Source organism: Burkholderia sp. MSMB1498, assembly GCF_001526245.1.
GTDB classification, from domain to species: Bacteria; Pseudomonadota; Gammaproteobacteria; order Burkholderiales; family Burkholderiaceae; genus Burkholderia; species Burkholderia savannae.
This window is the reverse complement of record NZ_LOYJ01000006.1, coordinates 1-24,506: the sequence shown is the minus strand read 5'-3', so window position 1 is coordinate 24,506 and position 24,506 is coordinate 1. Positions and strand designations below refer to the sequence as shown.

Below are 24,506 nucleotides of genomic sequence, written 5' to 3'. Positions count from 1 at the left end.
AACTCCGCGGTAGTGTGGAGATTCAGATTCGGGAGAATGACCCGGGTGCGGCGGTCATGCGGAATCGGCGTGTACGTCGGCGAAGCTGACGAGCAGCGCGCCCGCCTCGACGTTGTCCGCGACGGCCACGTGCACGGCTTCGATCCGGCAACGGAGCGGCGCGGACAGCGTCATCAGCATCTTCATCGCTTCGATGCGAACCACGGGTGCGCCTTCTTCGACGACATCAGATTCGGCGACGAGGACTTCCGCGATGCGCGCGGGCATCGGCGCGGCAATCGCCGTGTGCGTCGACCGGCCACCGCCGCGCGATCCGGCTGCGCGTCGCCGCGCGCCGCGCGTGTCGACGGTGCGACGGATGCCGGCATAGTCGAGCGTGACGCCGCCGTTTGCGGCGGGCGAGACGAGGATGTCGTGACGCGTGCCGTTCGCGTCTGCGACGAGCCGAACGACGCCGTCGGGCAGCGACTCGCGAGATACGAGGCGAAGCAGCAACGAGTCGCCGTCGTTGAACGTCGCGCGATAGGTGCCGGCCTCGAGCGTGCGGACGTCGATGCGCGCGGGCGGCTCGTCTTCCGGCGCACCGCTCAACGTGCCCGTGTAAGACGTGTGAAGCAGGGGAAGGCTCATGCCGGGCGCTCCTTCGTCATGGTTGGCATTGCAGATCGATTCGACGCCGTCACGATGCCCAGGCGCGGCGGTCGTTTCGCGTCACCCACGCGGAGGGTGCCGATGCATCGACGGCCGGCTCGCCTGCGCGCGCCGGAAGCGGCGCGCCGCTGCAGTGAGCCGCAAGAGCCGCGAGCGCGTGCAACACGCGCGCGGTGTCGTCCGGCACGCGGTGGGCGAACGGGAAGTCTCGCGTGACCGACAGGTCGTAGCGCCCGAGCTTGAACGGCGGATGATCGACCAGCCACAGATGGAACGGCACGTTCGTGCTGAAGCCCGCGATCACGAGCTCGCGCAGCGCGTTGCGCGCGCGGCGCAGCGCGCGCTCGCGCGTTGCGGCGTCGACGATCAGCTTCAGGCACAGGCTGTCGAAACGCGTCGATTGCCGCGCGCCCGCGTGCACGCCCGAGTCGATCCGGATGCCGGGCCCTTCGGGTACGCGGTAGTGCGTGACGCCGCCGCCCGTCGGCAGGAAGTCCGCGTGCGCGTCTTCCGCGCATATGCGGAATTCGATCGCCGAGCCGCGCAAACGCACGTCGTCTTGCGACAGGCTGAGCGGTTCGCCGGCCGCGGCGCGCAACATCTGCTCGACGATGTCGACGCCCGTCACGGCTTCGCTGACCGGATGTTCGACCTGAATGCGCGCGTTCATCTCGATGAAGTAGAACCGCTCGTTGCCGTCGACGAGAAATTCGACCGTGCCCGCGTTGTCGTATCCAACCTCGCGCGCGACTGCAAGCGCGGACTCGTGCAGCCGCTCGCGCAGCGCATCGGACAGCGCGGGCGCGGGCGCCTCCTCGACGATCTTCTGCCGGCGCCGCTGCACGCTGCATTCGCGCGTGCCGAGATGCAGCAGATTGCCGCGACGGTCCCCGAGCACCTGCACTTCGATGTGGCGGATTCGCTCGCCGAGGAAGCGCTCCAGATAGATGTCGTCGCTGCCGAATGCGAGCTTCGCCTCGCGGCGCACCTCGGCCAGCGCGTCGTCGAACTGCTCCGCGCGCTCGACGACGCGTATGCCGCGGCCGCCGCCGCCGAGCGCCGCCTTGATCAGAATCGGAAAGCCGATTTCGGCCGCGGCCGTTGCCGCTTGTGCGTCGTTGGCGACCGTCGCGCCCGGCACGACGGGCACGGCTGCGCGTTGCGCGGCCGCGCGCGCCTCGATCTTGTCGCCGGTGCGGCGAATCGCTTCGGCATGCGGACCGACGAAGACGAGCCCCTCGGCCGCGCAAGCCGCCGCGAACGCCGCGTTCTCGGCAAGCGGGCCGTAGCCGGGCGCGACCGCGTCCGCACGCACCGCCTGCGCGATCGAGATCACGGTGTCGATCAGCGTCGCCGGATTCCACGCGTCGATGTGGAACGCCGAATCGGCGGCGAGCACGAAGCCGGCGTTGTCGTCGTCGTCGGTGTAGATCGCGACGGTTTCGATGTCGAGCAGCCGGCAGGTGCGCACGAAGCGCAGCGCGATCTCGCCGCGGCAGCAAAGCAGGACGCGTTTCACGCTCATGTCGCGAGCTCCGACGGCGTTTGCTCGGCTTGCTTGAGTCCTCGCCCGAGCACCGTATGCGCGCGCGTGAATTCGCCGGCGCTCACGGCGCCCGCGACCGACACTTCGCCTGCGAGCGCGACGGCGGCAGCGATCTCGGCGAGCTTGCGCGCATCGTCCTCGCAGCCGAGCATGCGCAGGCATTCCTGTTGCGCGGGCAGGCGCGTGCCACCGCCGACGACGCCGACGATCACGTTCGGCAGCGTGACGGCCGCGAGCAGATCGCCGTTGTCCAGAACGTCGAAGGTCGTGCATGCGTTCTTGAACGATACGGTAACGAACGCCGGGTCCTGGCCGCACGCGATGAAAAGCGCGGTCAGCGCGTTCGCGACATGAATGTTCGGCGCGGTTGCGCCGCGCTGCGCGAGCAGCGTGTTGCACGCCTGCAGGAAACGGCGCATCCGCGCCGGAGTCGTGCGCAGACGGGCCTCGACCAGCGCGGCCGGAATGCGCACGCTTGCCGATACGTAGCGGCCCTTCGCCTGATCCGCGACGAAACGCTTGTCGCCGCCGAGCGTGTTCAGGTAGCCGTCGACGAACTGCGGGCAATGCTCGGCGATGTAGCGGCAGGCCGCCTCGTTCGCCTTCGTCGCCATGTTCAGGCCCATCGCGTTGCCGGTCTCGTATGTGAACGCAAGGCCGACGAGATCGCCCTGCAACAGCGGCGTGACTTCGAGCAGGCGCGCGTGACGGCTCGTCGCGTTCGCCGCGTCGACGACTTGCGCGACGTGCTCGCGCAGCCATGCGTCGAATGCGCTCGCGTCGTCGGCCGAGCGCAGCACGATCGCCGAAACCTTGGTGAGCGCGTCGCCGAGAAAGCGGTACGCGGGCCGGGCGTCGGTCGGCTGCGCGTTCGCGAGCAGCGTCGTCGTGCAGCCGCCGCTGTCCGAGATCAGATTCATGCCTCGCGAGAACGACGCGACGAGCGCGCCTTCCGTCGTCGCGAGCGGCACGACGAACTCGCCGCGCGCGTGCGCGCCGTTGATCTTCAGCGGGCCCGCGAGCCCGAGCGGAATGCCGACGAAGCCCGTGAAATTCTCGCACGTGCCCTGCACCGCTTCGGGCGCAACGCTCGCGCCGCCGAGATGCGGATAGCGCTTGCCCGTCTCGGCTTCGACCCAGCGCAAGCGCGCGTCGACCTGGGCGGCGGCGTAGTCGTTTTGCGAATCTCTCGGAATGCCCATTTGTTTTCTCTTGTCTAGAGTTGGATGTTCGAATGGCGTCGGCCCGGCGCGCCCGCGATCTTCTCGCGCAGCAGCGTGAACGTCGAGACCACGGCATTGCGCAGTTCCGCGGGCTCGACGAGCCCTTCGATGTACGCGCGGCTCGCCGAATAGCGCGCGCTCGCGTGCGCATTGCGGTATTCGTCGATCAGCGCGCCGCGATGTTCGGCCGCATCCGGCGCGTTCGCGAGCTCCTTGCGGAAAATGACGTCGACCGCGGCCTCCGGCCCCATCACCGAGATCTCCGCGTCGGGAAAGGCATAGATCACGTCCGTCGCGGAGCGGTTCGCGAGCGTCGGATAAGCGCCGCCGTACGCCTTGCGCAACACGACGGCGAGCTTCGGCACGACCGCCTCGCAATACGCGTGCATCAGCTTCGCGCCCGCGCCGATCACGTTCGAGCGTTCCTGCTGTTTGCCCGGCAGATAGCCCGGCACGTCGACGAGCGTGAGGATCGGAATGCCGAACGCGTCGCAGGTGCGCACGAACCGCGCGGCCTTTTCCGACGCGTCTATGTCGAGACAGCCGGCAAGCCACGCGGACTGGTTCGCGACGATGCCGACGCTCTGCCCGCCGATGCGGGCGAAGCCGACGACGATGTTGCGCGCATACAGCCGATGCACCTCGAGGAACACGTGATCGTCGGCGGCCAGCTCGATCAGGCGGCGCACGTCGAACGGCTCGGTCTTGCTCGAGGGCACGATATCGTCGATGCCGTCGAGCGCGCGCGGCAGCGTCGCGGGCCCGAGCGTCGCCGGCACGAGCGACGCGTTGTTCTGCGGCAGATACGACAGGAGCTCGCGCGCGATCGCGATTGCGTCGTCGGCCGATTCGGCCAGAAAGTGCGCGAGCCCGGTTTCGGCCGCATGCAGATGCCCGCCGCCGATTTCCTCCTTCGTGACTTCTTCGCCGGTCGCGCGCCGAATCACCGCGGGGCCCGTCAGGAATAGTGCGGACTCCTTGTCGACCATCACGATGAAATCGGTGAGCGCTGGCGTATAGGCTGCGCCGCCCACACAGTCGCCGAGTATCAGAGAGATCTGCGGCACGACGCCCGACGCGCGCACCGTCTTGTAGAACACGTGGCTGAACTGCGAGTCGGCGTCGACGCCTTCGTGGATGCGCAGGCCCGACGAATGATTGAGCGCGACGATCGGCACGCCGATGCGCAGCGCGAGATCGAGCACCTTGCCAATCTTCAATGCGTGAATGCGGCTCGAACTGCCGCCGAGGAAGCCGCCGTCGTGTGCATAGACGAGCACGGGGCGGCGGTCGATCGTGCCGTGCCCGGTCGCGATGCCGTCGCCCGGCTGCTTGCGGCGATCCGCGCCGAACCATGTGCAGTCGTGTTCGGCGAGCGCGTCGAGTTCGCGGAACGAGCCGGGATCGAGCAGTTCCCGAAGCCGTCGGATATGGACGGGGGGCTCGGCAGCTTGAGGTTGCCGTTCGCGCGAACGTTCTTCTACTCCGGAAAGATCACTCATCGAATCGCCTTGAGATGTGCTTCGATGGCGCAATCGTCTTTCACCCGGTGCAGCAACGAGTCAACGACGATGCTCAGGGTAAGTTGGAGTACTGACCGACTCCGGGAACAATTCACCGGCGAGAATAAATCATGTGCGATTTAGTCGCAATACTCCATATTTTGTCCGCCAAAATGCGAATCGACGAGTGCGACGAAGGATTGCCGACGCGAGAACGGCCGGGCGGCGAAGGAGGGGAAAGAAAGGCGTGCGGCCGACGGCAGTGCGGCGGACGCGAAGAATGGAATATCGGGTGAGCGCGCGGGGGCGGCGCGCGGCTGTTTCGCCGCGGACGTTACTCTTCGGCGGAAGTTGCGATCGTATTCAGCACCGAATCGACGAGCGCGAGCTGATCGGCGCCGACGCCGTGCAGCAGTTTGCCCTTGATGCGCTTGACCATCGTGTCGACCTGCTCGCCGACGCGGCGGCCGGCGTCGGTCAGATACAGCGTTTTCGCGCGGCGGTCCGATGTGTCGTCGCGGCGGACGACGAGGCCGGCTTCCTCGAGCTGATCGAGCAGGCGAACGAGCGAATGGCCCTCGATGCCCAGATGCTCGGCGAGCGTGCGTTGACGCAACCCTTCGCCGAGCTTGTAGATGAGCCAAAGCGGCGTGGACGTCGCTTCCGACAGATTCAGCTTGCTGAGCTCGACGTCCGCGACCTTGCGCCACATGCGCGCCGCTCGCTGGAGGCGCAGGCAGAACGTATCTTCAGCGAGGGAGAGCAAAGTGGAAGACATTCAGTGTGACCAACTCGAAAATGAACGGTATTCGGAGTACGCGGGCCGCCGCGAATCGCGGGGCGCGCAGTGCGCCGCGCCTGCCCGCCCAACGTTCGCGGGACATGCCGTCTCCTGGTTTTGCGGCGCGCATGCTGCGTCTAGAGTAATCAATCCAATATAGCATATGTTTCGCCGCCGCTCGTGTGGGCCCGAGACCTGAAACTACCGGGTTGACGCGCATTCGACTTCCTCGGAGCGATGCTTCGCAAAGGCGAATGCGCGCGCAGTCCGGGTCGTTTGCGCGAGCCGCTCGGACAGGCCCGCGGGCGCGCGCGCGATCAGGTCGCGCCAGTCGGCGAGCCTGCGCTGGAAACGTTCGAGCTGCGCGAGAAGCTCGGACGCGTTGGTTTCGAAGATGCTCGCCCACACCGCGGGTTCGGACGACGCAAGCCGAATCTGCTCGTCAAGACTGCGGCCGATGAACGGCGCGACGTCGCGGCTCTCCGGACGGTCGAAGGCGAGATTCTCGACGAGCGCGAACGCGAGCAGATGCGGTAGGTGCGAAGTCAGCGCGACCATGCGGTCGTGCGTCGCCGGGTCCGAGCGCTGCGGAGTCGCGCCAAGCGATCGCCAGAATGTTTCGACGCGCGCCGTCGCGTCCGCGGGCGTCGCGTTCGTCGGCGTGATCAGGCAGCTCTTGCCCTCGAACAGATCGGCGCGGCCGGCGTCGAGGCCGCCTTTTTCGCCGCCCGCCATCGGATGCGCGGGCACGAACGCGAAGCCGGGCGGCAGCCGTCCCGCGAGCATGCGAATCACCGACTGCTTCGACGACGCGACATCGGTGACGGTCGCTCGCGGATTGCCGCGCGCGAGCCGTTCGACGATGGCGGCCACCGCGCTCACGGGCACGCAGACGACGACGAATTCGGCGCGCGACAGGCCGTCGAGCGAATCCGGCGCGTCGTCGATCACCGAGCCGGCGACGGCGCGGCGCCGAACGTCCTCGTTCGCGTCGAACCCGATCAGCTCGACGCCGGGAAGGCGTTGCCTCGCCGCGCGCGCAATCGAGCCGCCGAGCAGCCCCAGCCCGACGATGCCCACGCGCTGGACCGAAAAGCGTTCCATTCGGCTTTCTCCTCGAGCGAGAAATCGCTCGTCGATCCCAGTATATTCACACTTTACATCTCAAGCGACTAATATTGTTGCGATAAAAAAGAGCGCCCGACGTCGCCGTATCCGGCTGCGCTGGCGGATGACTCCGTCGTTTTCAGGAGAAGCAATGGGTCGGTCCAGATATTCGATCGGCGAGACGCGCAGCGACTGGGTGTCGCTGGCCGCGTCGCACACGCCCGAGCACCGCTTCGCGGCGCAGGCGAAGTTGGCGTCCGCGTTCTCCGCGTTGTTTCTCGCGTTCGCGGCCGAGCATGGCGCAAGTGCGCTGCTGTCGTTCGCCGTCGACTGCAGGAGCACGCCCGAGCCCGGCAGCAAGTGCCTGATCGCATGGAGCGTCGAGGCCGTCGAGCCGCATTCGGGCCTCAACGGCGACGTCGTGCGCTTCAACGGCCGCGCGTGGCTGCCGGATGGCGCGACGGTGTTGTCAGGGACGGCGCGCGCGGTCGTCTTTCCGTCGACTCGCGTCGATTCGACCGATGGTGGGGCCGACGAGAAGCCGTTTCCGCCGCATCCCGCGCCGTTCGCATGAACGTCGCGCGGCAAACGGAAATCGTGCGGCTCGAACGGGGTTTAAATTAGATTGCATGCGATCTAATCTCGTGCGATTATTGGTCGCAAGTGTCGACCGTCCGAGCGATGCGGGCCAGCGAGCCTATCGTTCCGACGGAGCGGCGATGCGCGCGCCAGCCGGTCCGCTCGTCGCTCGCGGGACCTGAGAGTGCGGCGCATCCGATGCGTCGAGCGGCCGTGATGCGCGGCCGCGAGCGATGTCCGGACGTGCGTCGTGACGGCGGCCGAGTCGAACTGCTCGGCCCGCCGATCCAATGATAAGCGGTGCTGAATTGTTGCGGGATCTCATCGATGCCGGGCGAGCGTGCGTCGCTCGTTGCGCCGGTTGCGCGGCGAGCGGCCAAACGATGCGTCTCGGCAATGCGATCAACCATTCCGAAGAGCAGGAGTCAGTCGTGTCCAATGCTTCCGCCGAAAGCCTATTTCGTCCGCCTTATCTGAAGAGCTACCGTTCGTATGCGGAGCCGCTGACGGTCATCTGTTCGCTGTTGTCCCGTGCGGACAACTCGCCGCTCGGCGAACGCCGCAGGGACCCGAACCTGCTGCTCGACGCCCGCGGCGAACTGATCAAGGACCCTGCGGCCGAGACGAGCGCGTTCGAGTCCAACCCGAACGTCGCGTTCGAGAAGTGGACAGAGTACTGGCGAAAAGTACATGGCCCGCGCTTCATCTACGCGCAGCCGCCCGTGGCAAACGGCATTCAGCATCTGCTTCGCTACGACCAGATTCATCGGCTGCCGGCCGGCCCGTCGAGCGGCGCGCCGCTGCCGTACGAGCCGCCCGTCGACGCGAACGGCAAACTGTTCGACACCGTGATCGGCCACATTCCCGAATATCGCCGTCCGCAGTGGGACGGCATCGCGTATCTCGGCTTCGAGAACGTCGCCGGCCTGCAGGCCGTCTTCAGCCAACCGGAGATCGCCGCGAAGGTCTTGCCGGAAGACCAGGCGATCTTTCGCGAGCTGTGCCCGGTGCTCGCGCGCCAGCACATCATCGTGCCGAGCGAGACGCAGCGCGAATCGTTCCTGCTCGTGAAGGTCGCTCGGCGCAATGCGTCGCTGTCCCGCGCGGATTTTCACGACGCCTGGTTGAACCGGTACGCGCCGCGCGTGCTCGAGCAGGCCGCGACGAGCCGCTACGTCAAGCGCTACGTGCAATTGCACAACGTCGGTCCGATTCGGGAAGGCGAGCCGTTCTTCCACTCGGTCGGGCACACGATCGACGGCGTGTCGATTCTCGCGTTCACGTCGATCAACGATCTCGAGGACTTTCTGCTGGACCCCGGTGTGGTGGGGCTCGCCGACGAAGAGGCGAAGCTCGTCGCCGCGGACACGAGCGAATATTGGACCGCACTTGCATATCAAGTGGTCAATCAGATCTTCCCGGAAACGTCGACGCGATGACGACGGCGGCGGGCCCGCGCATCGCGTGCGCCGCTCGAGCGATGCGTCGGCACGCGTGATCGCGCCTGCGCGACGGAGCAACGCTGACGTGCTCGATGCATGACGTATGCCGCGACGAGTGTGGCTGGAGTGAGGCAAGTCCCCGCTGGCGCGAGCCGCGGGCGGTTATCTGCTTTGTCGGAGCCTGACTGTGGATCACTACGATTACGATGTGTTGATCGGCGCCACGCTTCCCGTGGGCCAGGCGCAACCCGAGCCTGCGTTGCATGCCGCCGTCGCGCCGATCGGCGACTGCGGATCGCGTGTCGATCCGGATGGTACGCGAGAGGGCCATCATGACGCACGCTGATTGGTCGCCTTCGTCGTGGCGCGGGCGGCCGATTCATCAGGTGCCGACTTATCCCGACGCCGCGAAACTCGCGGAGTCGGAGGAGCAGTTGCGGCGATTGCCGCCGCTTGTGCTCGCTGCGGAGATTCGCGATCTGAAGGCGCAACTCGCGGACGTCGCGCGCGGCAATGCGTTTCTGCTGCAAGGCGGCGATTGCGCCGAATCGTTCGCCGAATTTCATCCGAATGCGGTGCGTGATCTGCTGCGCGTGTTTCTGCAGATGTCGACCGTGCTTGCGTTCAGCACCGGGCTGCCCGTCGTCAAGGTGGGCAGAATCGCCGGGCAATTCGCGAAGCCTCGCAGTTCGCCCGACGAGACCATCGGTGGTGTCACGCTGCCGAGTTATCGCGGCGACATCATCAACGGCATCGAATTCACGGAAGCGGCGAGGCGGCCCGATCCCGAGCGCGTGCTGAAGGCATACTCGCAAGCGGCAGCGACGCTCAATCTGCTGCGCGCGTTGAGCCACGGCGGCTTCGCCGATATGCGCCACGTGCAGCAATGGAATGCCGGCTTCGTCGCGTCCGCGCCGCAAGGGCAGCGCTATCGGCAGATCGCGTGCCGGATCGAGCAGGCGCTCGTGTTCATGAACGCGTGCCGCGTGTCGCCGGATTCGGTGCGTTCGCTGCGCGAGACCGATCTCTACACGAGCCACGACGCATTGCTCCTGCATTACGAAGAGGCCCTGACGCGGCCGGATGCGCTGACCGAGGATTGGTACGACTGCTCGGCCCACATGCTGTGGATCGGCGAGCGCACGCGCGGCATCGACGACGCGCACATCGAATTCCTGCGAGGCGTCGCGAATCCGATCGGCCTCAAATGTGGTCCCGCGATCAAGCCGGACGATCTGCTGCGCCTGATCGACGCGCTGAATCCCGACAACGAGCCGGGGCGTCTCACGCTGATCGCGAGAATGGGCGCGGAAAAGTTGCCGGAGCTATTGCCGCGCCTCGTGCGAATGACGAAGAGCGAAGGGCGGGAGGTGATCTGGTCGATCGATCCGATGCACGGCAACACGGTCAAGTCGGCGTCCGGCTACAAGACGCGCCGCTTCGAAAGCATCCTGCTCGAGGTCGAACGCTTCTTCGACGTTCACGAAGCCGAGCGCACGCATGCGGGCGGTCTGCATCTCGAAATGACGGGCACCGACGTGACGGAGTGCACGGGCGGCGGACAGCAGATTCGCGACGATCAGTTGTGCGAACGCTATCACACGCATTGCGATCCGCGGCTGAATGGTTCGCAGGCGCTGGAGCTTGCGTTTCTGGTCTCGGAAAAGCTGTCGGCGCGGCGCGATCCGCGCGAGAGCCTGCAGCGCGACGAGCAAGCGGCGTGAGCCGGCCCGGCCGACTGTACGAGTGTCTGTCGTTTCATCCGTCGTGCATGGCGCGCGCGCCCATATGCCGCGCGCTGTGTGCGCCCCATTCAGCCAGCCGACGAGGACTTCATGTCGACGACCAGCGTCTCCAATTTCGATATCGTTTTTGATCCGGTTTCACTCGGCGGCTTACGCGTGCCGAACCGCATCGTCATGGCGCCGATGACCCGGCGGCAGTCGCCGGGCGGCGTGCCGGACCGCGACGTCGCGCGCTACTACGCGAAGCGCGCCGAGGGCGGCGCCGGATTCATCATCACCGAGGGGACGTACGTCGACCATCCGGTGGCGGGCGGGTTCGCCGACGTTCCGCACTTCTTCGGCCGGGAGGCGCTCGAAGGCTGGCGGCGCGTCGTCGACGGCGTGCACGCGGCGGGCAGCGTGATCGCCGCGCAGCTCTGGCATCTCGGCAACGTCAGGCAGCGCGGCACGCCGCCCCATGCGGAGCTGCCGGGCATCGGGCCCGAGCGGGTCGTCAAGGACGGCGTCGTCGCGGTCGAGGCGTTGACGGATGCCGATGCGCGGGATATCGCGGCGTCGTTCGCACGCGCGGCGTACGACGCGGTCGAGGCCGGATTCGACGCGGTCGAACTGCACGGCGCGCATGGCTATCTGCTCGACCAATTCCTGTGGGCCAAGATGAACGCGCGCACCGACGCGTACGGCGGCTCGCTCGAGAACCGGCTGCGCCTGTCGGTGGAAGTCGCCGAAGCGGTGCGCGCGGCCGTCGGCCCGAACATACCGCTGATCTTCCGGTTCTCGCAATGGAAGGTGCAGGACTATACGGGCTTCATCGTCGAATCGTCTGCGGAACTGAAGACGATGCTCGACGTGCTCGTCACCGCGGGCGTCGATATTTTCGACGTCAGCACGCGACGCTTCTGGGAGCCGGGGTTCGCGTCGGAAGGCGACGCCGATTTGGCGTCGCTCGTGCGCGAGCTGTCCGGCAAGCCGGTCATCATGGTCGGCAGCGTCGGCATCGACAGCGCGTTCTCGGCTGCGCAAGTACGCGGCGCGGAGGGTTTGGTGGTCGGCATCGAGAATCTCGATCGCGCGGTCGCGCGCGTCGAGGCGGGGCATGCGGACTGCATCGCGCTCGGACGCGCGCTGCTCGCGGATCCGGAATGGCCGGCCAAAGTGCGGACGGGCGAATTCGATCGTATCGTGCCGTATCGCAAGGACATGTTCTCGACGTTGACGTGACGGCGCCGATGAGACGGCCCGCGAGCGAGCGTCGCGCGCGGCGGGCGGTTTGCCGGCGACGCGTCGCCGTGCGCGACGCACGTCAGCCGCGCACGGCGACGACGATCTTGCCGAACGGTCCGCGGTCGAGATGGGCGAACGCAGCGCGCACATCGGAGAACGGATAGACGAAGTCGATCGTCGGCTTGATCGCATGCCGGTCGGCTGCGCGAACGAACGCTTCGAACGCCTGCCGGCTGCCGACCGATACGCCGTGGATCGACGCGCGCGTCAGCATCAGCGGAATCGCGTCGATGAGCATCTTCGGACTGCCAAGAAAACCGACCTGCACGATATGGCCATGATCCGCGACGGCGGCGACGGAATGTGTGACGTTCTCGCCGCCGATGAGTTCGACGATCACGTTCGCGCCGCGTCCGCCGGTGAGTTCGAGAACCGCATGTTCCCATTCGGGCGCGCGCGTCGTGTTGATGCCGGCCCATGCGCCGAGCGATTTCGCGCGCACGAGCTTGTCGTCGTGACGGGACAGCACGATCGTCTTCGCGCCGAGCGCGCGGGCGATTTGCAGTCCGAACAGTGCGACGCCGCCCGTGCCCTGAACGACGACGGTTTGACCTGCTGCGAGCTGCCCGCGCTCGACGAGGGCGACCCAGGCGGTCACGCCGGCCACGGGCAGCGTCGATGCCTCGACGTCGGACAGCGACGCCGGTGCGCAGACGGCCGCCGATTCCGGCAGCACGACGTATTCGGCGAGCACGCCGGGCAGCGGCCCGCCGAGCGAGCGCTCGCATCGGCGCATTTCGGGAGGCAGCGCGCCGCTGATCCAGGGCGTCCAGAAGTTGCCCATCACGCGATCGCCGCGCTTGAATCGTTCGGTATTCGGGCCGGTTTCGACCACTTCGCCGCACATGTCCGAGACGGGCGTAAACGGCATCGCGGGTTTGGTCGACATCAACTGCCCTTCGATCACGAGCTTGTCTCGATAATTCAATGACGCCGCCGCTACCCGTACCAGCAACTCGCCGTCGCCGGGCTTCGGCACGGGCCGCTGCGCGAGTGCGAGTCGATCGATGCCGAATGCGTCGAGTTCCCACACCTTCATCGTTTGCGCCATTTGGTGTCCCACCCGAAAACGGATTCGCGCCGCCGCGAATTCCCTTGATTCATTCTAGGGGTGGGGCATGCGTGCCGGTGGCGATATCTGTTCCGAACACCTGCGCCATTTCGTCGCCAATTTCATGAATCGAATCAGACTGACTCATCTTCAAGGAATGGTTGCATTCGTGCATGCAGTCGGCGCGGGCAGCTTCACGGCCGCCGCGGCGCGCATGGGGCTGTCCAAGTCGGCCGTCGGCAAGAACGTGGCGCGGCTCGAGGCGCGTCTCGGCGTGCGGCTGCTCGAGCGTACGACGCGCGCACTGACGCCGACGACCGAGGGGCGCCTGTACTACGAAAGTTGCTTGCGGATTCTCGACGAACTCGGGCATGTCGAATCGGTGCTCGCGCAGCGGCGTCATGAGGTCGCGGGGCCGCTGCGCATCAGTCTGCCGACGTCGTTCGGACGGCGCTGGGTGCTGCCCGTTCTGTTTGGGCTGGCCCGTAGACATCCGCTGCTACAGCTCGACGTATCGTTGACCGATCGATTCGTCGATCTGGTCGATGAGGGAATCGACGTCGTCGTGCGTCTCGGCGAGCTGCGCGACAGCGCGAATCTGGTTTGTCGGCGGCTCGGCGTTCAGCGATCCGTGCTGTGCGCGTCGCCGGCATATGTCGCCACGCGAGGGCGGCCGAGGACGATCGACGAGCTCGAAGCGCACGATTGCATTGTGTTCGCCCGCGACGGGGCGACGATTCCATGGGTGTTTTCCGATGCGTGCAACGGGGCTGTAACGGCGCGAGTGCGTGCGAAGCATACGATCGGGCAGGGCGACGCATTGCGCGATGCGACGCTGGCTGGCGCGGGGCTCGCGTATTTGCCGACGTGGCTGGTCGCCGACGATGTGCATGCGGGCAAGCTCGAAATCGTGCTGTCGGAATTCACCGGGGGCGAGATGCCGATTCATGCGCTTTGGCTCGCGGCGCGCAAACTGTCGCCGAAGGTGCGGGCGGTGATCGACGAGTTGATCGAGTATTTCACGCCGGTTCCGCCTTGGGACAATCGTCCACGCATTACTCTGCCGTGAGTCGACTGCATGCGTCACGGGTATCATCGTGCCTGTGCGTCGCCCGTCGCGGCATTCTTCCGTTTTTCCCCGGTCAATCGATGTCCCAGTCTGCAACGCTCTCCGAGGTTCTTACTCTTGCCGAAGTACAGTCGCTTGCCGACACGAAGACCTTTGCGCGCGGCAAAGCCTATTTCCACGAGGGCGTGGTTTCCCGTCTCGAGGAGCGTGGCGGCGCCGTTCACGCCACTGTACGTGGCACGCATCGTTACCGGGTTGAACTCGGCGTCGATGACGATGGCGAACTCGCTTATGACTGTACCTGTCCGGTGGGAGACGATGGCGTTTTCTGCAAGCACGCTGTCGCTGTTGCGCTCGCCTGGCTCGAGAATTCCGGTGGAGAGGTGTTTCATGCCGAAGAGGCGGCTCCCGGCAAGCCACGCAAGAAGCGGAAGACCTACGAGGAAGTGATTCGCGAATACGTCGCGACGCTCGACAAAAATGAGCTTCAGGAATTGTTGCTCGAAGCCATCGAACGCGACCTGTCGTTTCGTGACAAGCTGCTGTTTGCCGCGCGTGCGACGGGGGCCTCCGACTTGCCCGGCATGAAGGCCGCCGTCAGGCAGGCGACACGCCTTTCCCGGCCACTGGACTGGCGGGAGGCTAGCGCATACGGCGATGGCCTGATGTCGCTGGCCGACATGCTGCGCCGGAGGCTTCACGGACCTCACGCGGCACAGGTAGTCGAGCTATCCGAACTGGCGATTGCGGGCGCCGAAACAAGCCTCGAACAGATTGACGACTCCGGTGGCGACGTGATGCCGGCGATTCTCGAACTGGCGTCTGTGCACCTCGATGCCTGCAAGTTGACTGTCCCCGACCCAGTGAAGCTCGCGGAGCGGCTATTCCGATTTCAGACAGAAGGCAAGTGGGACACCTTTTACAACGTTTTGCCGGCGTATGCGGAGCCACTGGGCAAGAACGGTTTGAGCCGCTACCGCGAGCTCGTCAACGAGGCTTGGGAAGCGCTGCCCGCGCTCGCGCCGGACAAGGAATATCGACGGTCACACGACTCGCCGCGCATGCAGCTCGAACGCGCGATGGGGGCGCTGGCCGAACTCGATGGAGACGTTGATGCGTTGATACGCATTTACTCGAAGGACCTGTCGAGTCCGTACCGCTTTCTGCTGGTGGCGGAGCTTTGTGTCAAGCACGGTCGCCCGGATGAAGGGCTCGCCTGGGCCGAGCGCGGCATCAAGGAGTCCAGCAAGAGCCATGACCAGCGCCTGCTCGACTTCTGTATCGACGCGTATCTGCGTCGCAGTGAATTCGACAAGGCCGATGCGTTCGCGTGGCGCCGCTTTGAAATGCGCCCGACAGCCGAGGCGTTTCCCGCCTTGATGAAGGTTGCCACGGCTACTGGCAGGCATGATGAGACGCGGGAGCGCACTCTTACGCACCTTTGGGCGCTGGTCAGGGAAGAGGAGGCCGCTGCAAAATCGAAGCGCAATGTCTGGCAGCGGTCGACGCGGACCGAACTGGTCAGGATTTTTCTTGCTGGAAAAGAGAACGACGCCGCATGGGAAACGTTTACCGGCGGACCGGTCGTAATGCAGCTATGGCCGGAAATGGCCGCTGTCCGTGGCAAGACACACCCGCACGACGCCATTGCCCTCTATCACAGGCTGCTGCCGGTTGCTGCCGAAAGCGGTACGCGCAACGCCCGATATGACGAGGCGTTTGAAATCGTGCGGGCCATCGGCATGTTGCGGGCGAAGTTGGATGAACGTGCGGAATTCACCCGTGAACTGGAAGAGATTCGGGCATCAATGCAGTTGTTCCGAACCTCGTGTTGGTCGGCGGCGCAGTGCTTGCTGTCGCCGCAGTTGCGTGGGGATACAAGGTGGTCAAGGGCTTCATCGGCCGTTGATGTAGCCAATTACTCGATTGCGCGCGCTCAAAGGCGTTCGGGTAACTGAGCGCCTTTTTTATTTCATCGGTGAGGCGGAGTCATGGCGGTATCGAGCGTGGCATGTGGTCCGGGTGGGGTCGATGGCGTTACGTACGCGCAGGTCGGTGGGCAGCTTGTCGGCTGCGGTACCGATTCGAAGGGGAATGCGCTGTATCTGCATGTCTGGCATCTGGACCCGACGGATGAACCGTTGATAGGTGGGCAGGCGGCGGGGCTCATGGTGGGTGAGCCCGTTGTCGGTGGCGCGCTTCGCGAGCTTTGTATCGCCTGTATAAATTGTCAGCGCGCCGTGTACTTTGGCGACGGCAATAATCTGGCGATCAAACTTCACCTTGGCTTTGGTTTCGTCGTCCGATAGCCGCTTTTTGCTGTTTGACTCCCCATCCTCCAGCAGCGCACATTCGATGGCTGCGCGTTGGTCAAATGCCGCGACGACGAAAACGCGAGAGGAGGCGAAAATGCCTACACGCTTGTCTTTGTCGGGGCCGCCTTGCACCAAGTACTCGGCAAGTACTGGTGTGGGAATGAGGACCCGCTGTTTGGACGAACTGAGGGTGCCGATAAGGTGATTTATCCGGTCAGAACAGCGATCGAGCTTTTTACCCGTCGCAGGATCGATCGGTGGCGCATATGAATTGTCGAACGCAAGCGCAAGGAACGAGGTATCAAAGACGACCATTGTTAGTGGAGTCCATCATTATCGCCCCGAGAGGCGTTGATATATGCGTCTATGTCGTCAAGCTTGCTCCAGTCGGTAGCGTGGAGCTGTCGTAGGCGATCGGTGGTTTCCTGCAGGGTGTCGTCATCAAGTACGGTGAAGCTTGTGACTTTCAAGTGTTCGAGATTCCAACTACCGTCTTCTAGGCGTTCCCATTTTGCGTCTCCATGCACCCTTAGCACGGGGCCTTTGTACAGATATGGCGCTAGTTCTTGAGCAAGTTCGCGAGTGGTTTCGCAGCGCCACGAGTGTCCTTCTTGATCGATCATCGTTGCATGGGCGCTGCGGTCTCGCCCGCCGATTCGCACCAGCTCGCCGTCAATGGTGGCTGGTTCAGTGAACGGACCGAAGGTAAGCGGTTTGGGTAGTTCCTTGCCTGGAAACCGAAGCACTACGGAGATGGAATCCGCGCCTGCTGAGCGACGGCGAAGCTCGCCGGTGGCGTTGTCGTCACGAAGCAGAGCATTCAGCTCGTCGTAGCTTGCAATGACGTCGTTTGCTGCTTCGCGCTTGTCGATTTTTGAGATCCGTTCCGAGACATGCCGCGCGGCCTGTCGGTCGACATTCATTACAGGGATCGTGCTGCCTTCCTGTAAGCGGTCGAGGTGGACATTCGGGCTGTTGCCGAACAGCTTTGCGAGGGCAGCAATGTACTTGGCCAGCCGCTCCATCGGGATCGTGGCTGGCGAGTAAGCCCCTATGCTGAATTGATATTCGTCGTGGTCATCCATGATGTCCACCCTTGGCGTCTGCGTCATGTAGCCGAACCACAGCTTGGTGGGGCCGTGGTGCGTGGTGGCCGTTTCGGCTCAGGATATCAAAGCTGGCTTTGGAGGTGGCCAGATTTCTGGCTTTTGGCTGACTGTTTGCGGAGCAAAGCCGCTTTTGCGGAGCAATGAAAAAGGGCCCAGCTTGCGCTGAGCCCTTTCTGCATTTGGTGGCGAATCAGGGATTCGAACCCCGGACCTGCGGATTATGATTCCGTCGCTCTAACCGACTGAGCTAATTCGCCAACAGGAGGCGAATTATGGAGGGCGAGTTGGGGAGTGTCAAGCCCTTTTTGTCGATTCCCTTAAAAAAGGCCGAAGGCATCGATGCAGGGGCTCCCGCCCAGCCCGATCCGTCGACGAGGCGATCGGCTGGTTGCCCAACTGTCGATCGCCATTCGCCGTCTGCCGGACGCCCCGCTTCCCGCACCTCCCGCGGCGCGCCCCCATCAATCCCGCGCGTAAATATTCGAATCCTTGGTTTCCTTCACGAACAGCAGCCCGATCACGAACGTGACGAGCGCGACGCCGATCGGATACCAGAGCCCGGAATAGATGTCGCCCTTCGCCGCGACGATCGCGAACGCGGTCGCGGGCAGGAAGCCGCCGAACCAGCCGTTGCCGATGTGATACGGCAGCGACATCGACGTATAGCGGATGCGCGTCGGGAACATCTCGACCAGCATCGCCGCGATCGGACCGTACACCATCGTCACGTAGATCACGAGAATCGCGAGAATCACCGTCGTCATCGGCCAGTTGAGCTGCGCCGGATCGGCCTTCGCCGGGTAGCCGGCTGCCTTCAGCGTCGACGCGAGCGTCTTGTCGAAGGTCTTCGCCTTGTCCTTCGCGTCGGCGGCCTTGCCGTCGTACGTGTCGATCGCCGTGTCGCCGATCCGTACCTGCGCGAGCGTGCCCGCCGGCGCGGCGACGTTCTCGTAGTTGAGGCCCGCCTTCGCGAGCGCGCTTTTCGCGATGTCGCACGACGTCGTGAACTTCGCGGTGCCCACCGGGTTGAACTGGAACGAGCACTCGCCGGGGTTCGCGATCACCGTGATCGGCGCTTTCTGCGTGGCCGCCTCGAGCGCCGGATTCGCGAAGTGCGTGAGCGCCTTGAAGAGCGGGAAGTAGGTGAGCGCCGCGATCAGGCAGCCGGCGAGGATGATCGGCTTGCGGCCGATCCTGTCCGACAGCGAGCCGAAGAACACGAAGAACGGCGTGCCGATCAGGAGGGCGAGCGCGATCAGGATGTTCGCGCTCGCGCCGTCGACCTTCAGCGTCTGCGTGAGGAAGAAGAGCGCGTAGAACTGGCCCGTGTACCAGACGACCGCCTGGCCGGCCGTCAGCCCGACGAGCGCGAGGATCACGATCTTCAGGTTGTTCCATTGGCCGAACGCTTCGGTCAGCGGCGCCTTCGACGTCTTGCCCTCGGCCTTGATCCGCAGGAACACGGGCGATTCGTTCAGTTGCAGCCGAATCCACACGGACACGGCGAGAAGCAGGATCGACGCGACGAACGGCACACGCCAGCCCCAGTTGCCGAACGCTTCCTCGCCGATCGCGGTGCGCACGCCGAGGATCACGAGAAGCGACAGGAACAGGCCGAGCGTCGCCGTCGTCTGTATCCACGACGTGTAGAAGCCGCGGCGATGCGAGGGCGCGTGCTCGGCGACGTAGGTCGCCGCGCCGCCGTATTCGCCGCCGAGCGCGAGGCCCTGCATCAGCCGCATCGCGATGAAGATCACGGGCGCGGCGATGCCGATCGATGCGTAGCCCGGCAGGAAGCCGACAACGAACGTGGAGATCCCCATGATCACGATCGTGATGAGGAACGTGTGCTTGCGGCCGACGAGGTCGCCGAGGCGTCCGAACACGATCGCGCCGAACGGCCGGACGGCGAAGCCCGCCGCGAAGCCGAGCAGCGTGAAGATGAACGCCGCGGTCGGATTGACGCCTGAAAAGAAGCTCTTGCTGATGTAGGCGGCGAGCGAGCCGGCCAGATAGAAGTCGTACCACTCGAACACGGTGCCGAGCGACGACGCGAAGATCACGCGCTTTTCGTCGCCCGTCATCGGCGTGTGCGCAATTTGTCCGCCAACCGTTGCCATGAATGTCTCCAATTTTGATATAGGGGCGCGCGTCCTCGCGAGAGGGCGGCTCCGAGTCGATTATTGGAGGGCAAACTTACGGCGCACTGACTCGGCGCGTCAAAATCTCGCACCTTCGATTTGTGGTTTATGTCGACCTTCGTCGCTTAATTGTATTTATTTTTGCCGCAAAAGTCGCGTACGTGCTTTTTTGGCCGTGCGGGCGGCCGGGCCGCTTAGGGTTATTCCGGGGCCGCCGGCCGTAAGCCGAGGCTCACGCGCACGAGCGTGCCGGCGAGGCGCGGCGACGTTTGATACACGTTGTCGTCGATCGTCAGCGTGCCGCCGTGCTGCGCGACGATCTCGCGAACGATCGCGAGGCCGAGCCCGCTGCCGTCGCCTTCGCGGCCGAGGATTCGGTAGAAGCGCTCGACGACGCGCTCGCGCTCGTTCGCCGGAATGCCGGGGCCCGTGTCCTCGACTTCGACATGCACGACGCGGGCCGCGCGATCGGCCCGCACGCGCACGGTGATGCGGCCGCCCGCCGGCGTGTAGCGGATCGCGTTGTCGATCAGGTTGCCGAGCATCTCGCGCAGCATCACCGGGTGGCCGTCGATGCGAAGCGGCCCGGCGGCGGCGTCCGGGCCTTCGTAGCCGAGGTCCATTTGCTTCGCGAGCGCGGCCTGCACCCAGTCGCGCACGGCCTGCCGCGCGAGCGTCGCGATTTCGACGGGCTCGAACGTGAGCCCCGTCGCGCGGTTTTCCGCGCGCGCGAGCGCGAGCAACTGGGTGACGAGCCGCGCCGCCTGCTCGGAGCTCGTCGCGATCTGCTCGAGCGAGCGCGCGACGTCGTCCGGCACTTCGTGGCGCAGCGCGAATTCGGCCTGCGTGCGCAAGCCGGCGAGCGGGGTTTTCATCTGATGCGCGGCGTCGGCGATGAAGCGCTTTTGCAGCGTGATGTTCTGCTCGAGGCGCGCGAGCAGATCGTTGAACGACGTGACGAGCGGCTCGATCTCGGGCGGCGCGCGCTTCGCCTCGACGGGCGACAGGTCGTCCGGGCGCCGGTTGCGGATGTGCGCCTGCAGCGCGGTGAGCGGCGCGAGCCCGCGCGACAGCCCGAACCAGACGAGCAGGATCGCGAGCGGCAGGATCACGAACTGCGGCAGGATCACGCCCTTGATGATGTCGTTCGCGAGCGCGTTGCGCTTGTCGAGCGTCTCGCCGACCTGCACGAGCACGGGCTGCGAGCCCGTCGCGCCCGGCAGCGCGACGGTCGTGTACGCGACGCGCACGTCGTTGCCGCGCAGCATGTCGTCGCGGAACACGACGACGCCGGGCGACGGCCGGTCGTCGTCGCGCGGCAGCGGCAGGTCGGCCTCGCCCGCGACGAGCTCGCCGCGCGTGCCGAGCACCTGGAAGTACAGGCTGTCGACGTTGTCGGCGCGCAGGAAGTCGAGCGTCGCCTGCGGCAGTTTCAGTTCGGCGACGCCGTTGACCGGCGTGATCTGCCGCGCGAGCACGTACGCGTCGGTTTCGAGCGCGCGGTCGAACGGGCCGTTCGCGATCGTTTTCGCGACGAGATAAGTGACGGCGATGCTCATCGGCCAGAGCAGGAGGAGCGGCGCGAGCATCCAGTCGAGAATCTCGCCGAACAGCGAGCGCGGGCGGGGGCCTTCGGCGGCATCGGTTTCGTCTGGCGGCGCGAACGGGTTCTCGTAGCGCGCGTCGCGCGCGGCGTCCGCATCGGATGCGGCATCGGCCGGGCCGCGCGCGGCGTGAGGGGAACGGACCGGCGTGGCCATCGGCCGCTCGCTCGCGGGTGGGCTCAGCGCAGCGACGGGCTCGCGGCGGAGGCGGCCGGCTGCGGCGCGGCTGCGGCCGGCGCGTCGTTCGCCGCGGGCGCGGCTTTCTCGAGGCAGTAGCCGAGGCCGCGCACGGTGGTGATGCGCACGCCGCTCGGCTCGATCTTCTTGCGCAGCCGGTGGACGTAGACTTCGATCGCGTTGTTGCTGACTTCCTCGCCCCATTCGCACAAGTGATCGACGAGCTGCTCTTTCGACACGAGCCGGCCGATCCGCTGCAGCAGCACCTCGAGCAGCCCGAGCTCGCGCGCGGACAGCTCGAGCACGCGGTCGTTCGCATAGGCGATCCGGCCGACCTGGTCGAACGACAGCGAGCCGTGCCGCACGACGGTCGGCCCGCCGCCCGCGCCGCGCCGCGTCAACGCGCGCACGCGCGCTTCGAGCTCGTTGAGGGCGAACGGTTTCGCCATGTAGTCGTCGGCGCCGAGATCGAGCCCCTTCACGCGCTCGTCGACGCTGTCGGCGGCCGTCAGGATCAGCACGGGAAGGTTCGAATTGCGCGCGCGCAGGCGCCGCAGCACGTCGAGGCCGGACATTTTGGGCAGGCCGAGATCGAGGATCAGCAGGTCGAACGCCTGCATCGACAGGGCCGTGTCGGCCTCGACGCCGTTCCTCACGTGATCGACGGCATAGCCCGATTGGCGGAGTGACCGGGTGAGACCGTCCGCGAGTATGCTGTCGTCTTCGGCGATGAGAATTCGCATGATGCGCAACCGATTGCTGCTCCGCGGCGATGGCGCTGCGCGCGGCTGTCTCCGAAATATGGGCGATGCCTGCCCGCAACGCGGGCTTGCATAAACCACTGTTTTTTTATACAGTGTCTGCATCGCGCACCTAACGGCTTGCTGGCCGTGTCGAAGCCGGTGCGTTTGTATCAGACGCTGCTCATCATAGCAAAGGACGATTCATGGAAGAAAGCAAGAAAGGCTCCGGGCTGACTGCCGAAAAGAGCAAGGCGCTTGCCGCCGCGCTCGCGCAGATCGAGAAGCAGTTCGGCAAAGGGTCGATCATGCGGCTCGGCGACGGCGAGGCGGTCGAGGATATCCAGGTGGTGTCCACGGGGTCGCTCGGCCTCGACATCGCGCTCGGCGTCGGCGGCCTGCCGCGCGGTCGTGTGGTCGAAATCTACGGGCCGGAATCGTCCGGCAAGACGACGCTCACGCTGCAGGTGATCGCCGAGCTGCAGAAGCTGGGCGGCACCGCGGCGTTCATCGATGCGGAACACGCGCTCGACGTTCAGTACGCATCGAAGCTCGGCGTGAACGTGCCGGAGCTGCTGATCTCGCAGCCGGACACCGGCGAGCAGGCGCTGGAAATCACCGACGCGCTGGTGCGCTCGGGCTCGATCGACATGATCGTCATCGACTCAGTCGCGGCGCTCGTGCCGAAGGCCGAAATCGAAGGCGAGATGGGCGATTCGCTGCCGGGCCTGCAGGCTCGCCTGATGTCGCAGGCGCTGCGCAAGCTGACGGGCACGATCAAGCGGACGAACTGCCTCGTGATCTTCATCAACCAGATCCGGATGAAGATCGGCGTGATGTTCGGCAACCCGGAAACCACGACGGGCGGCAACGCGCTGAAGTTCTATTCGTCGGTGCGCCTCGACATCCGCCGGATCGGCTCGATCAAGAAGAACGACGAGGTGATCGGCAACGAAACGCGCGTGAAGGTCGTCAAGAACAAGGTGTCGCCGCCGTTCCGCGAAGCGATCTTCGACATCCTGTACGGCGAAGGCATTTCGCGTCAGGGCGAGATCATCGATCTCGGCGTGCAGGCGAAGATCGTCGACAAGGCGGGCGCGTGGTACAGCTATAACGGCGAGAAGATCGGCCAGGGTAAGGATAACGCGCGCGAATTCCTGCGCGAGAATCCGGAAATCGCGCGTGAGATCGAGAATCGCATTCGCGAATCGCTCGGCGTCGCCGCGATGCCGCAGGGTGCCAATTCCGAAGCCGAGATCATGGACGAAGAGGAGTAATGCGCAAGAACCGGGAGGGCGCGGATTCGCGGCAGGCAGGGCACGGTGCGCGGACGGTGTCCGCCGACGAGCCCCGCGTCGAACGCGAAGCGCGCACGACGGTTTCGAGCGAAGGGCGGCCGGTCGGCCGCCCGGCAGCGAGGGCATCCGATGATGCCCTCGTTTCGTTTGGGCGAACGGTTGCGCTGGAATCGGACGATTCCTTCGATCCGTACGAATCGTTCGATGCTCACGACGCTGCGCGGCGGCGTTCGTCGGCAAGCGTCGTCGGTGCGAACGACGATGTGTCCGGCGGCGGTCGGGCAGGCGGCTTGCGTACCGAAGGCCGCTCGCGGGCGTCGTCAGCGTTTTCGTCCGTGAAGGAGCGGGGGGAGACGGCGGGCGACGTCTATACGCGAACGAGTCAGGCCGGGCCCCGGTCGCGTCGGCGCGCGCCGCCTTTTCATTCCGATTCGTCCGCGCCCGCGTCCGGGGGCGCCGAGCGCTCGCCGGCATCGCAGCGTCCCGCGCGCACGCTTAAAGGGCGAGCGATTGCCTATCTGTCGCGCCGCGAATACAGCCGCGCGGAGCTTGCACGCAAGCTCGCGCTGCACGCCGAAGAAAGTGACGATATCGAGTCGTTGCTCGATGCGCTCGAGCGGGAAAACTGGCTGTCCGACTCGCGGTTCGCCGAAAGCCTCGTGCATCGGCGCGCGTCGCGCGTCGGTTCGGCGCGCATCGTCGGCGAGTTGAAGCGTCATGCGGTCGGCGACGCGCTCGTCGAGGCCGTCGGCACTCGATTGCGCGAGAGTGAATTCGAGCGCGCTCAGTCGGTTTGGCGCAAGAAGTTCGGCACTGTGCCGCAAACACCTGCCGAGCGCGCGAAGCAGGCGCGCTTTCTTGCGATGCGCGGTTTTTCGAGCGCGACGATCGCCAAGTTACTGAAAGGCGACGTCGACGAATTCGGCGGCGATTGAACGCAACGAGCCGGTTGCGCCGGTGCGCTTTCGCTGATTCGCTTTCTCCAGCTTGCGTCGGACGGCAGGGCACGATGCAAGAATTTGCACGAATGCCTTGCAACGGCCCCGTGAGCCGCTACGCTGACTAATCGACCATCGACCATCGACCATCGACCATCGACCATCGACCATCGACCATCGACCATCGACCATCGACCATCGACC

22 protein-coding genes and 1 tRNA gene are annotated in these 24,506 nt (G+C 65.4%); 9 read left to right on the top strand and 14 right to left on the bottom strand.

From position 1 onward, the window contains the following. Nucleotides 1–54: 54 nt before the first annotated feature. From WS91_RS01400 to WS91_RS01375, 6 genes are all read right to left on the bottom strand, one after another. A complete protein-coding gene (locus tag WS91_RS01400; RefSeq protein WP_226377157.1) occupies nt 55–630 on the bottom strand; it encodes an acetyl-CoA carboxylase biotin carboxyl carrier protein subunit in 576 nt (191 codons plus the stop codon). A gap of 49 nt (nt 631–679) precedes the next feature. Beyond that, entirely contained in the window at nt 680–2,176 is a 1,497-nt protein-coding gene (locus tag WS91_RS01395) for an acetyl-CoA carboxylase biotin carboxylase subunit (protein WP_038748907.1), read from the bottom strand. After that, the gene (locus tag WS91_RS01390; RefSeq protein WP_059575214.1) at nt 2,173–3,399 is read right to left on the bottom strand and encodes a hydroxymethylglutaryl-CoA reductase; all 1,227 of its coding nucleotides are present in this window, start codon (nt 3,397–3,399) and stop codon (nt 2,173–2,175) included. The genes WS91_RS01395 and WS91_RS01390 overlap by 4 nt, the downstream gene beginning before the upstream one ends. Nucleotides 3,400–3,413: 14 nt before the next feature. After that, nucleotides 3,414–4,922 (bottom strand): acyl-CoA carboxylase subunit beta, encoded by a 1,509-nt coding sequence (locus WS91_RS01385; protein ID WP_038748913.1) that lies wholly within the window; start codon nt 4,920–4,922, stop codon nt 3,414–3,416. 334 nt (nt 4,923–5,256) lie between these two features. Next, nucleotides 5,257–5,700: a MarR family transcriptional regulator gene (locus WS91_RS01380; RefSeq protein WP_226377156.1), complete on the bottom strand. Its 444-nt coding sequence runs from the start codon at nt 5,698–5,700 to the stop codon at nt 5,257–5,259. 204 nt (nt 5,701–5,904) lie between these two features. Continuing rightward, on the bottom strand, nt 5,905–6,807 hold the full coding sequence (locus WS91_RS01375) for a prephenate dehydrogenase (RefSeq protein WP_059575212.1): 903 nt from the start codon (nt 6,805–6,807) through the stop codon (nt 5,905–5,907). Between the two features lie 154 nt (nt 6,808–6,961). Here WS91_RS01375 and WS91_RS01370 point away from each other — a divergent pair, with 154 nt between their 5' ends. The 5 genes from WS91_RS01370 (at nt 6,962) to WS91_RS01355 (ending at nt 11,797) form a co-directional block, all read left to right on the top strand. Further along, nucleotides 6,962–7,384, top strand: coding sequence for a hypothetical protein (locus WS91_RS01370; RefSeq protein ID WP_038748915.1), 423 nt, complete (start codon nt 6,962–6,964; stop codon nt 7,382–7,384). 436 nt (nt 7,385–7,820) lie between these two features. Next, nucleotides 7,821–8,828 carry an EthD domain-containing protein gene (locus WS91_RS01365; protein WP_226377155.1) on the top strand — a complete coding sequence of 336 codons (1,008 nt, stop codon included), beginning with the start codon at nt 7,821–7,823 and terminating at the stop codon, nt 8,826–8,828. Between the two features lie 190 nt (nt 8,829–9,018). Then, on the top strand, nt 9,019–9,177 hold the full coding sequence (locus tag WS91_RS35350) for a hypothetical protein (protein WP_156432257.1): 159 nt from the start codon (nt 9,019–9,021) through the stop codon (nt 9,175–9,177). Then, nucleotides 9,164–10,555 (top strand): class II 3-deoxy-7-phosphoheptulonate synthase, encoded by a 1,392-nt coding sequence (locus tag WS91_RS01360; protein ID WP_038748917.1) that lies wholly within the window; start codon nt 9,164–9,166, stop codon nt 10,553–10,555. Before WS91_RS35350 ends, WS91_RS01360 begins: the two co-directional genes overlap by 14 nt. A gap of 111 nt (nt 10,556–10,666) precedes the next feature. Beyond that, nucleotides 10,667–11,797 carry an oxidoreductase gene (locus tag WS91_RS01355; protein ID WP_059669608.1) on the top strand — a complete coding sequence of 377 codons (1,131 nt, stop codon included), beginning with the start codon at nt 10,667–10,669 and terminating at the stop codon, nt 11,795–11,797. An 82-nt stretch (nt 11,798–11,879) separates the two neighbouring features. On the opposite strand, the gene WS91_RS01350 is transcribed toward WS91_RS01355, so the two are convergent. After that, entirely contained in the window at nt 11,880–12,911 is a 1,032-nt protein-coding gene (locus WS91_RS01350) for a zinc-dependent alcohol dehydrogenase family protein (protein WP_059575211.1), read from the bottom strand. 67 nt (nt 12,912–12,978) lie between these two features. Here WS91_RS01350 and WS91_RS01345 point away from each other — a divergent pair, with 67 nt between their 5' ends. Both WS91_RS01345 and WS91_RS01340 read left to right on the top strand, forming a co-directional pair. Then, a complete protein-coding gene (locus WS91_RS01345) occupies nt 12,979–13,980 on the top strand; it encodes a LysR family transcriptional regulator (protein WP_331458317.1) in 1,002 nt (333 codons plus the stop codon). A gap of 80 nt (nt 13,981–14,060) precedes the next feature. Next, the gene (locus WS91_RS01340) at nt 14,061–15,938 is read left to right on the top strand and encodes an SWIM zinc finger family protein (protein WP_231751957.1); all 1,878 of its coding nucleotides are present in this window, start codon (nt 14,061–14,063) and stop codon (nt 15,936–15,938) included. Nucleotides 15,939–15,947: 9 nt separating this feature from the next. Here WS91_RS01340 and WS91_RS01335 read toward each other — a convergent pair whose 3' ends face one another. From WS91_RS01335 to WS91_RS01310, 6 genes are all read right to left on the bottom strand, one after another. Next, entirely contained in the window at nt 15,948–16,610 is a 663-nt protein-coding gene (locus WS91_RS01335; RefSeq protein WP_059669607.1) for a type II toxin-antitoxin system VapC family toxin, read from the bottom strand. A 2-nt stretch (nt 16,611–16,612) separates the two neighbouring features. Further along, a complete protein-coding gene (locus WS91_RS01330) occupies nt 16,613–17,380 on the bottom strand; it encodes a hypothetical protein (RefSeq protein WP_156432256.1) in 768 nt (255 codons plus the stop codon). Between the two features lie 204 nt (nt 17,381–17,584). Beyond that, nucleotides 17,585–17,661: transfer RNA gene (locus WS91_RS01325), tRNA-Met, on the bottom strand. 204 nt (nt 17,662–17,865) lie between these two features. Further along, nucleotides 17,866–19,524 carry an MFS transporter gene (locus tag WS91_RS01320; RefSeq protein WP_059575191.1) on the bottom strand — a complete coding sequence of 553 codons (1,659 nt, stop codon included), beginning with the start codon at nt 19,522–19,524 and terminating at the stop codon, nt 17,866–17,868. A gap of 221 nt (nt 19,525–19,745) precedes the next feature. After that, entirely contained in the window at nt 19,746–21,305 is a 1,560-nt protein-coding gene (locus tag WS91_RS01315; protein WP_038748934.1) for a sensor histidine kinase N-terminal domain-containing protein, read from the bottom strand. A 23-nt stretch (nt 21,306–21,328) separates the two neighbouring features. Continuing rightward, complete coding sequence (locus WS91_RS01310; protein WP_038748972.1) at nt 21,329–22,069, bottom strand: response regulator transcription factor; 741 nt, start codon at nt 22,067–22,069, stop codon at nt 21,329–21,331. Between the two features lie 203 nt (nt 22,070–22,272). Here WS91_RS01310 and recA point away from each other — a divergent pair, with 203 nt between their 5' ends. Together recA and recX are read left to right on the top strand one after the other, a co-directional pair. Next, a complete protein-coding gene (recA, locus tag WS91_RS01305; protein WP_038748937.1) occupies nt 22,273–23,343 on the top strand; it encodes a recombinase RecA in 1,071 nt (356 codons plus the stop codon). Beyond that, entirely contained in the window at nt 23,343–24,299 is a 957-nt protein-coding gene (gene recX / locus WS91_RS01300; protein ID WP_059575187.1) for a recombination regulator RecX, read from the top strand. Before recA ends, recX begins: the two co-directional genes overlap by 1 nt. A 127-nt stretch (nt 24,300–24,426) precedes the next feature. On the opposite strand, the gene WS91_RS38085 is transcribed toward recX, so the two are convergent. Next, nucleotides 24,427–24,480, bottom strand: coding sequence for a hypothetical protein (locus tag WS91_RS38085; protein ID WP_231752742.1), 54 nt, complete (start codon nt 24,478–24,480; stop codon nt 24,427–24,429). Nucleotides 24,481–24,506 lie beyond the last annotated feature (26 nt).

Excerpts from the sequence above, each read along its gene's own strand:
- WS91_RS01355 (WP_059669608.1), top strand. The coding sequence starts at position 10,667 with ATGTCGACGACCAGCGTCTCCAATTTCGATATCGTTTTTGATCCGGTT.
- WS91_RS01310 (WP_038748972.1), bottom strand. The coding sequence starts at position 22,069 with ATGCGAATTCTCATCGCCGAAGACGACAGCATACTCGCGGACGGTCTC.
- WS91_RS01340 (WP_231751957.1), top strand. The coding sequence starts at position 14,061 with ATGTCCCAGTCTGCAACGCTCTCCGAGGTTCTTACTCTTGCCGAAGTA.
- recA (WP_038748937.1), top strand. The coding sequence starts at position 22,273 with ATGGAAGAAAGCAAGAAAGGCTCCGGGCTGACTGCCGAAAAGAGCAAG.
- WS91_RS01375 (WP_059575212.1), bottom strand. The coding sequence starts at position 6,807 with ATGGAACGCTTTTCGGTCCAGCGCGTGGGCATCGTCGGGCTGGGGCTG.
- WS91_RS01385 (WP_038748913.1), bottom strand. The coding sequence starts at position 4,922 with ATGAGTGATCTTTCCGGAGTAGAAGAACGTTCGCGCGAACGGCAACCT.
- WS91_RS01320 (WP_059575191.1), bottom strand. The coding sequence starts at position 19,524 with ATGGCAACGGTTGGCGGACAAATTGCGCACACGCCGATGACGGGCGAC.
- recX (WP_059575187.1), top strand. The coding sequence starts at position 23,343 with ATGCGCAAGAACCGGGAGGGCGCGGATTCGCGGCAGGCAGGGCACGGT.
- WS91_RS01330 (WP_156432256.1), bottom strand. The coding sequence starts at position 17,380 with ATGGATGACCACGACGAATATCAATTCAGCATAGGGGCTTACTCGCCA.
- WS91_RS01380 (WP_226377156.1), bottom strand. The coding sequence starts at position 5,700 with ATGTCTTCCACTTTGCTCTCCCTCGCTGAAGATACGTTCTGCCTGCGC.
- WS91_RS01390 (WP_059575214.1), bottom strand. The coding sequence starts at position 3,399 with ATGGGCATTCCGAGAGATTCGCAAAACGACTACGCCGCCGCCCAGGTC.
- WS91_RS01350 (WP_059575211.1), bottom strand. The coding sequence starts at position 12,911 with ATGGCGCAAACGATGAAGGTGTGGGAACTCGACGCATTCGGCATCGAT.
- WS91_RS01345 (WP_331458317.1), top strand. The coding sequence starts at position 12,979 with ATGCGTGCCGGTGGCGATATCTGTTCCGAACACCTGCGCCATTTCGTC.
- WS91_RS01335 (WP_059669607.1), bottom strand. The coding sequence starts at position 16,610 with ATGGTCGTCTTTGATACCTCGTTCCTTGCGCTTGCGTTCGACAATTCA.
- WS91_RS01370 (WP_038748915.1), top strand. The coding sequence starts at position 6,962 with ATGGGTCGGTCCAGATATTCGATCGGCGAGACGCGCAGCGACTGGGTG.
- WS91_RS01400 (WP_226377157.1), bottom strand. The coding sequence starts at position 630 with ATGAGCCTTCCCCTGCTTCACACGTCTTACACGGGCACGTTGAGCGGT.
- WS91_RS01315 (WP_038748934.1), bottom strand. The coding sequence starts at position 21,305 with ATGGCCACGCCGGTCCGTTCCCCTCACGCCGCGCGCGGCCCGGCCGAT.
- WS91_RS01360 (WP_038748917.1), top strand. The coding sequence starts at position 9,164 with ATGACGCACGCTGATTGGTCGCCTTCGTCGTGGCGCGGGCGGCCGATT.
- WS91_RS01395 (WP_038748907.1), bottom strand. The coding sequence starts at position 2,176 with ATGAGCGTGAAACGCGTCCTGCTTTGCTGCCGCGGCGAGATCGCGCTG.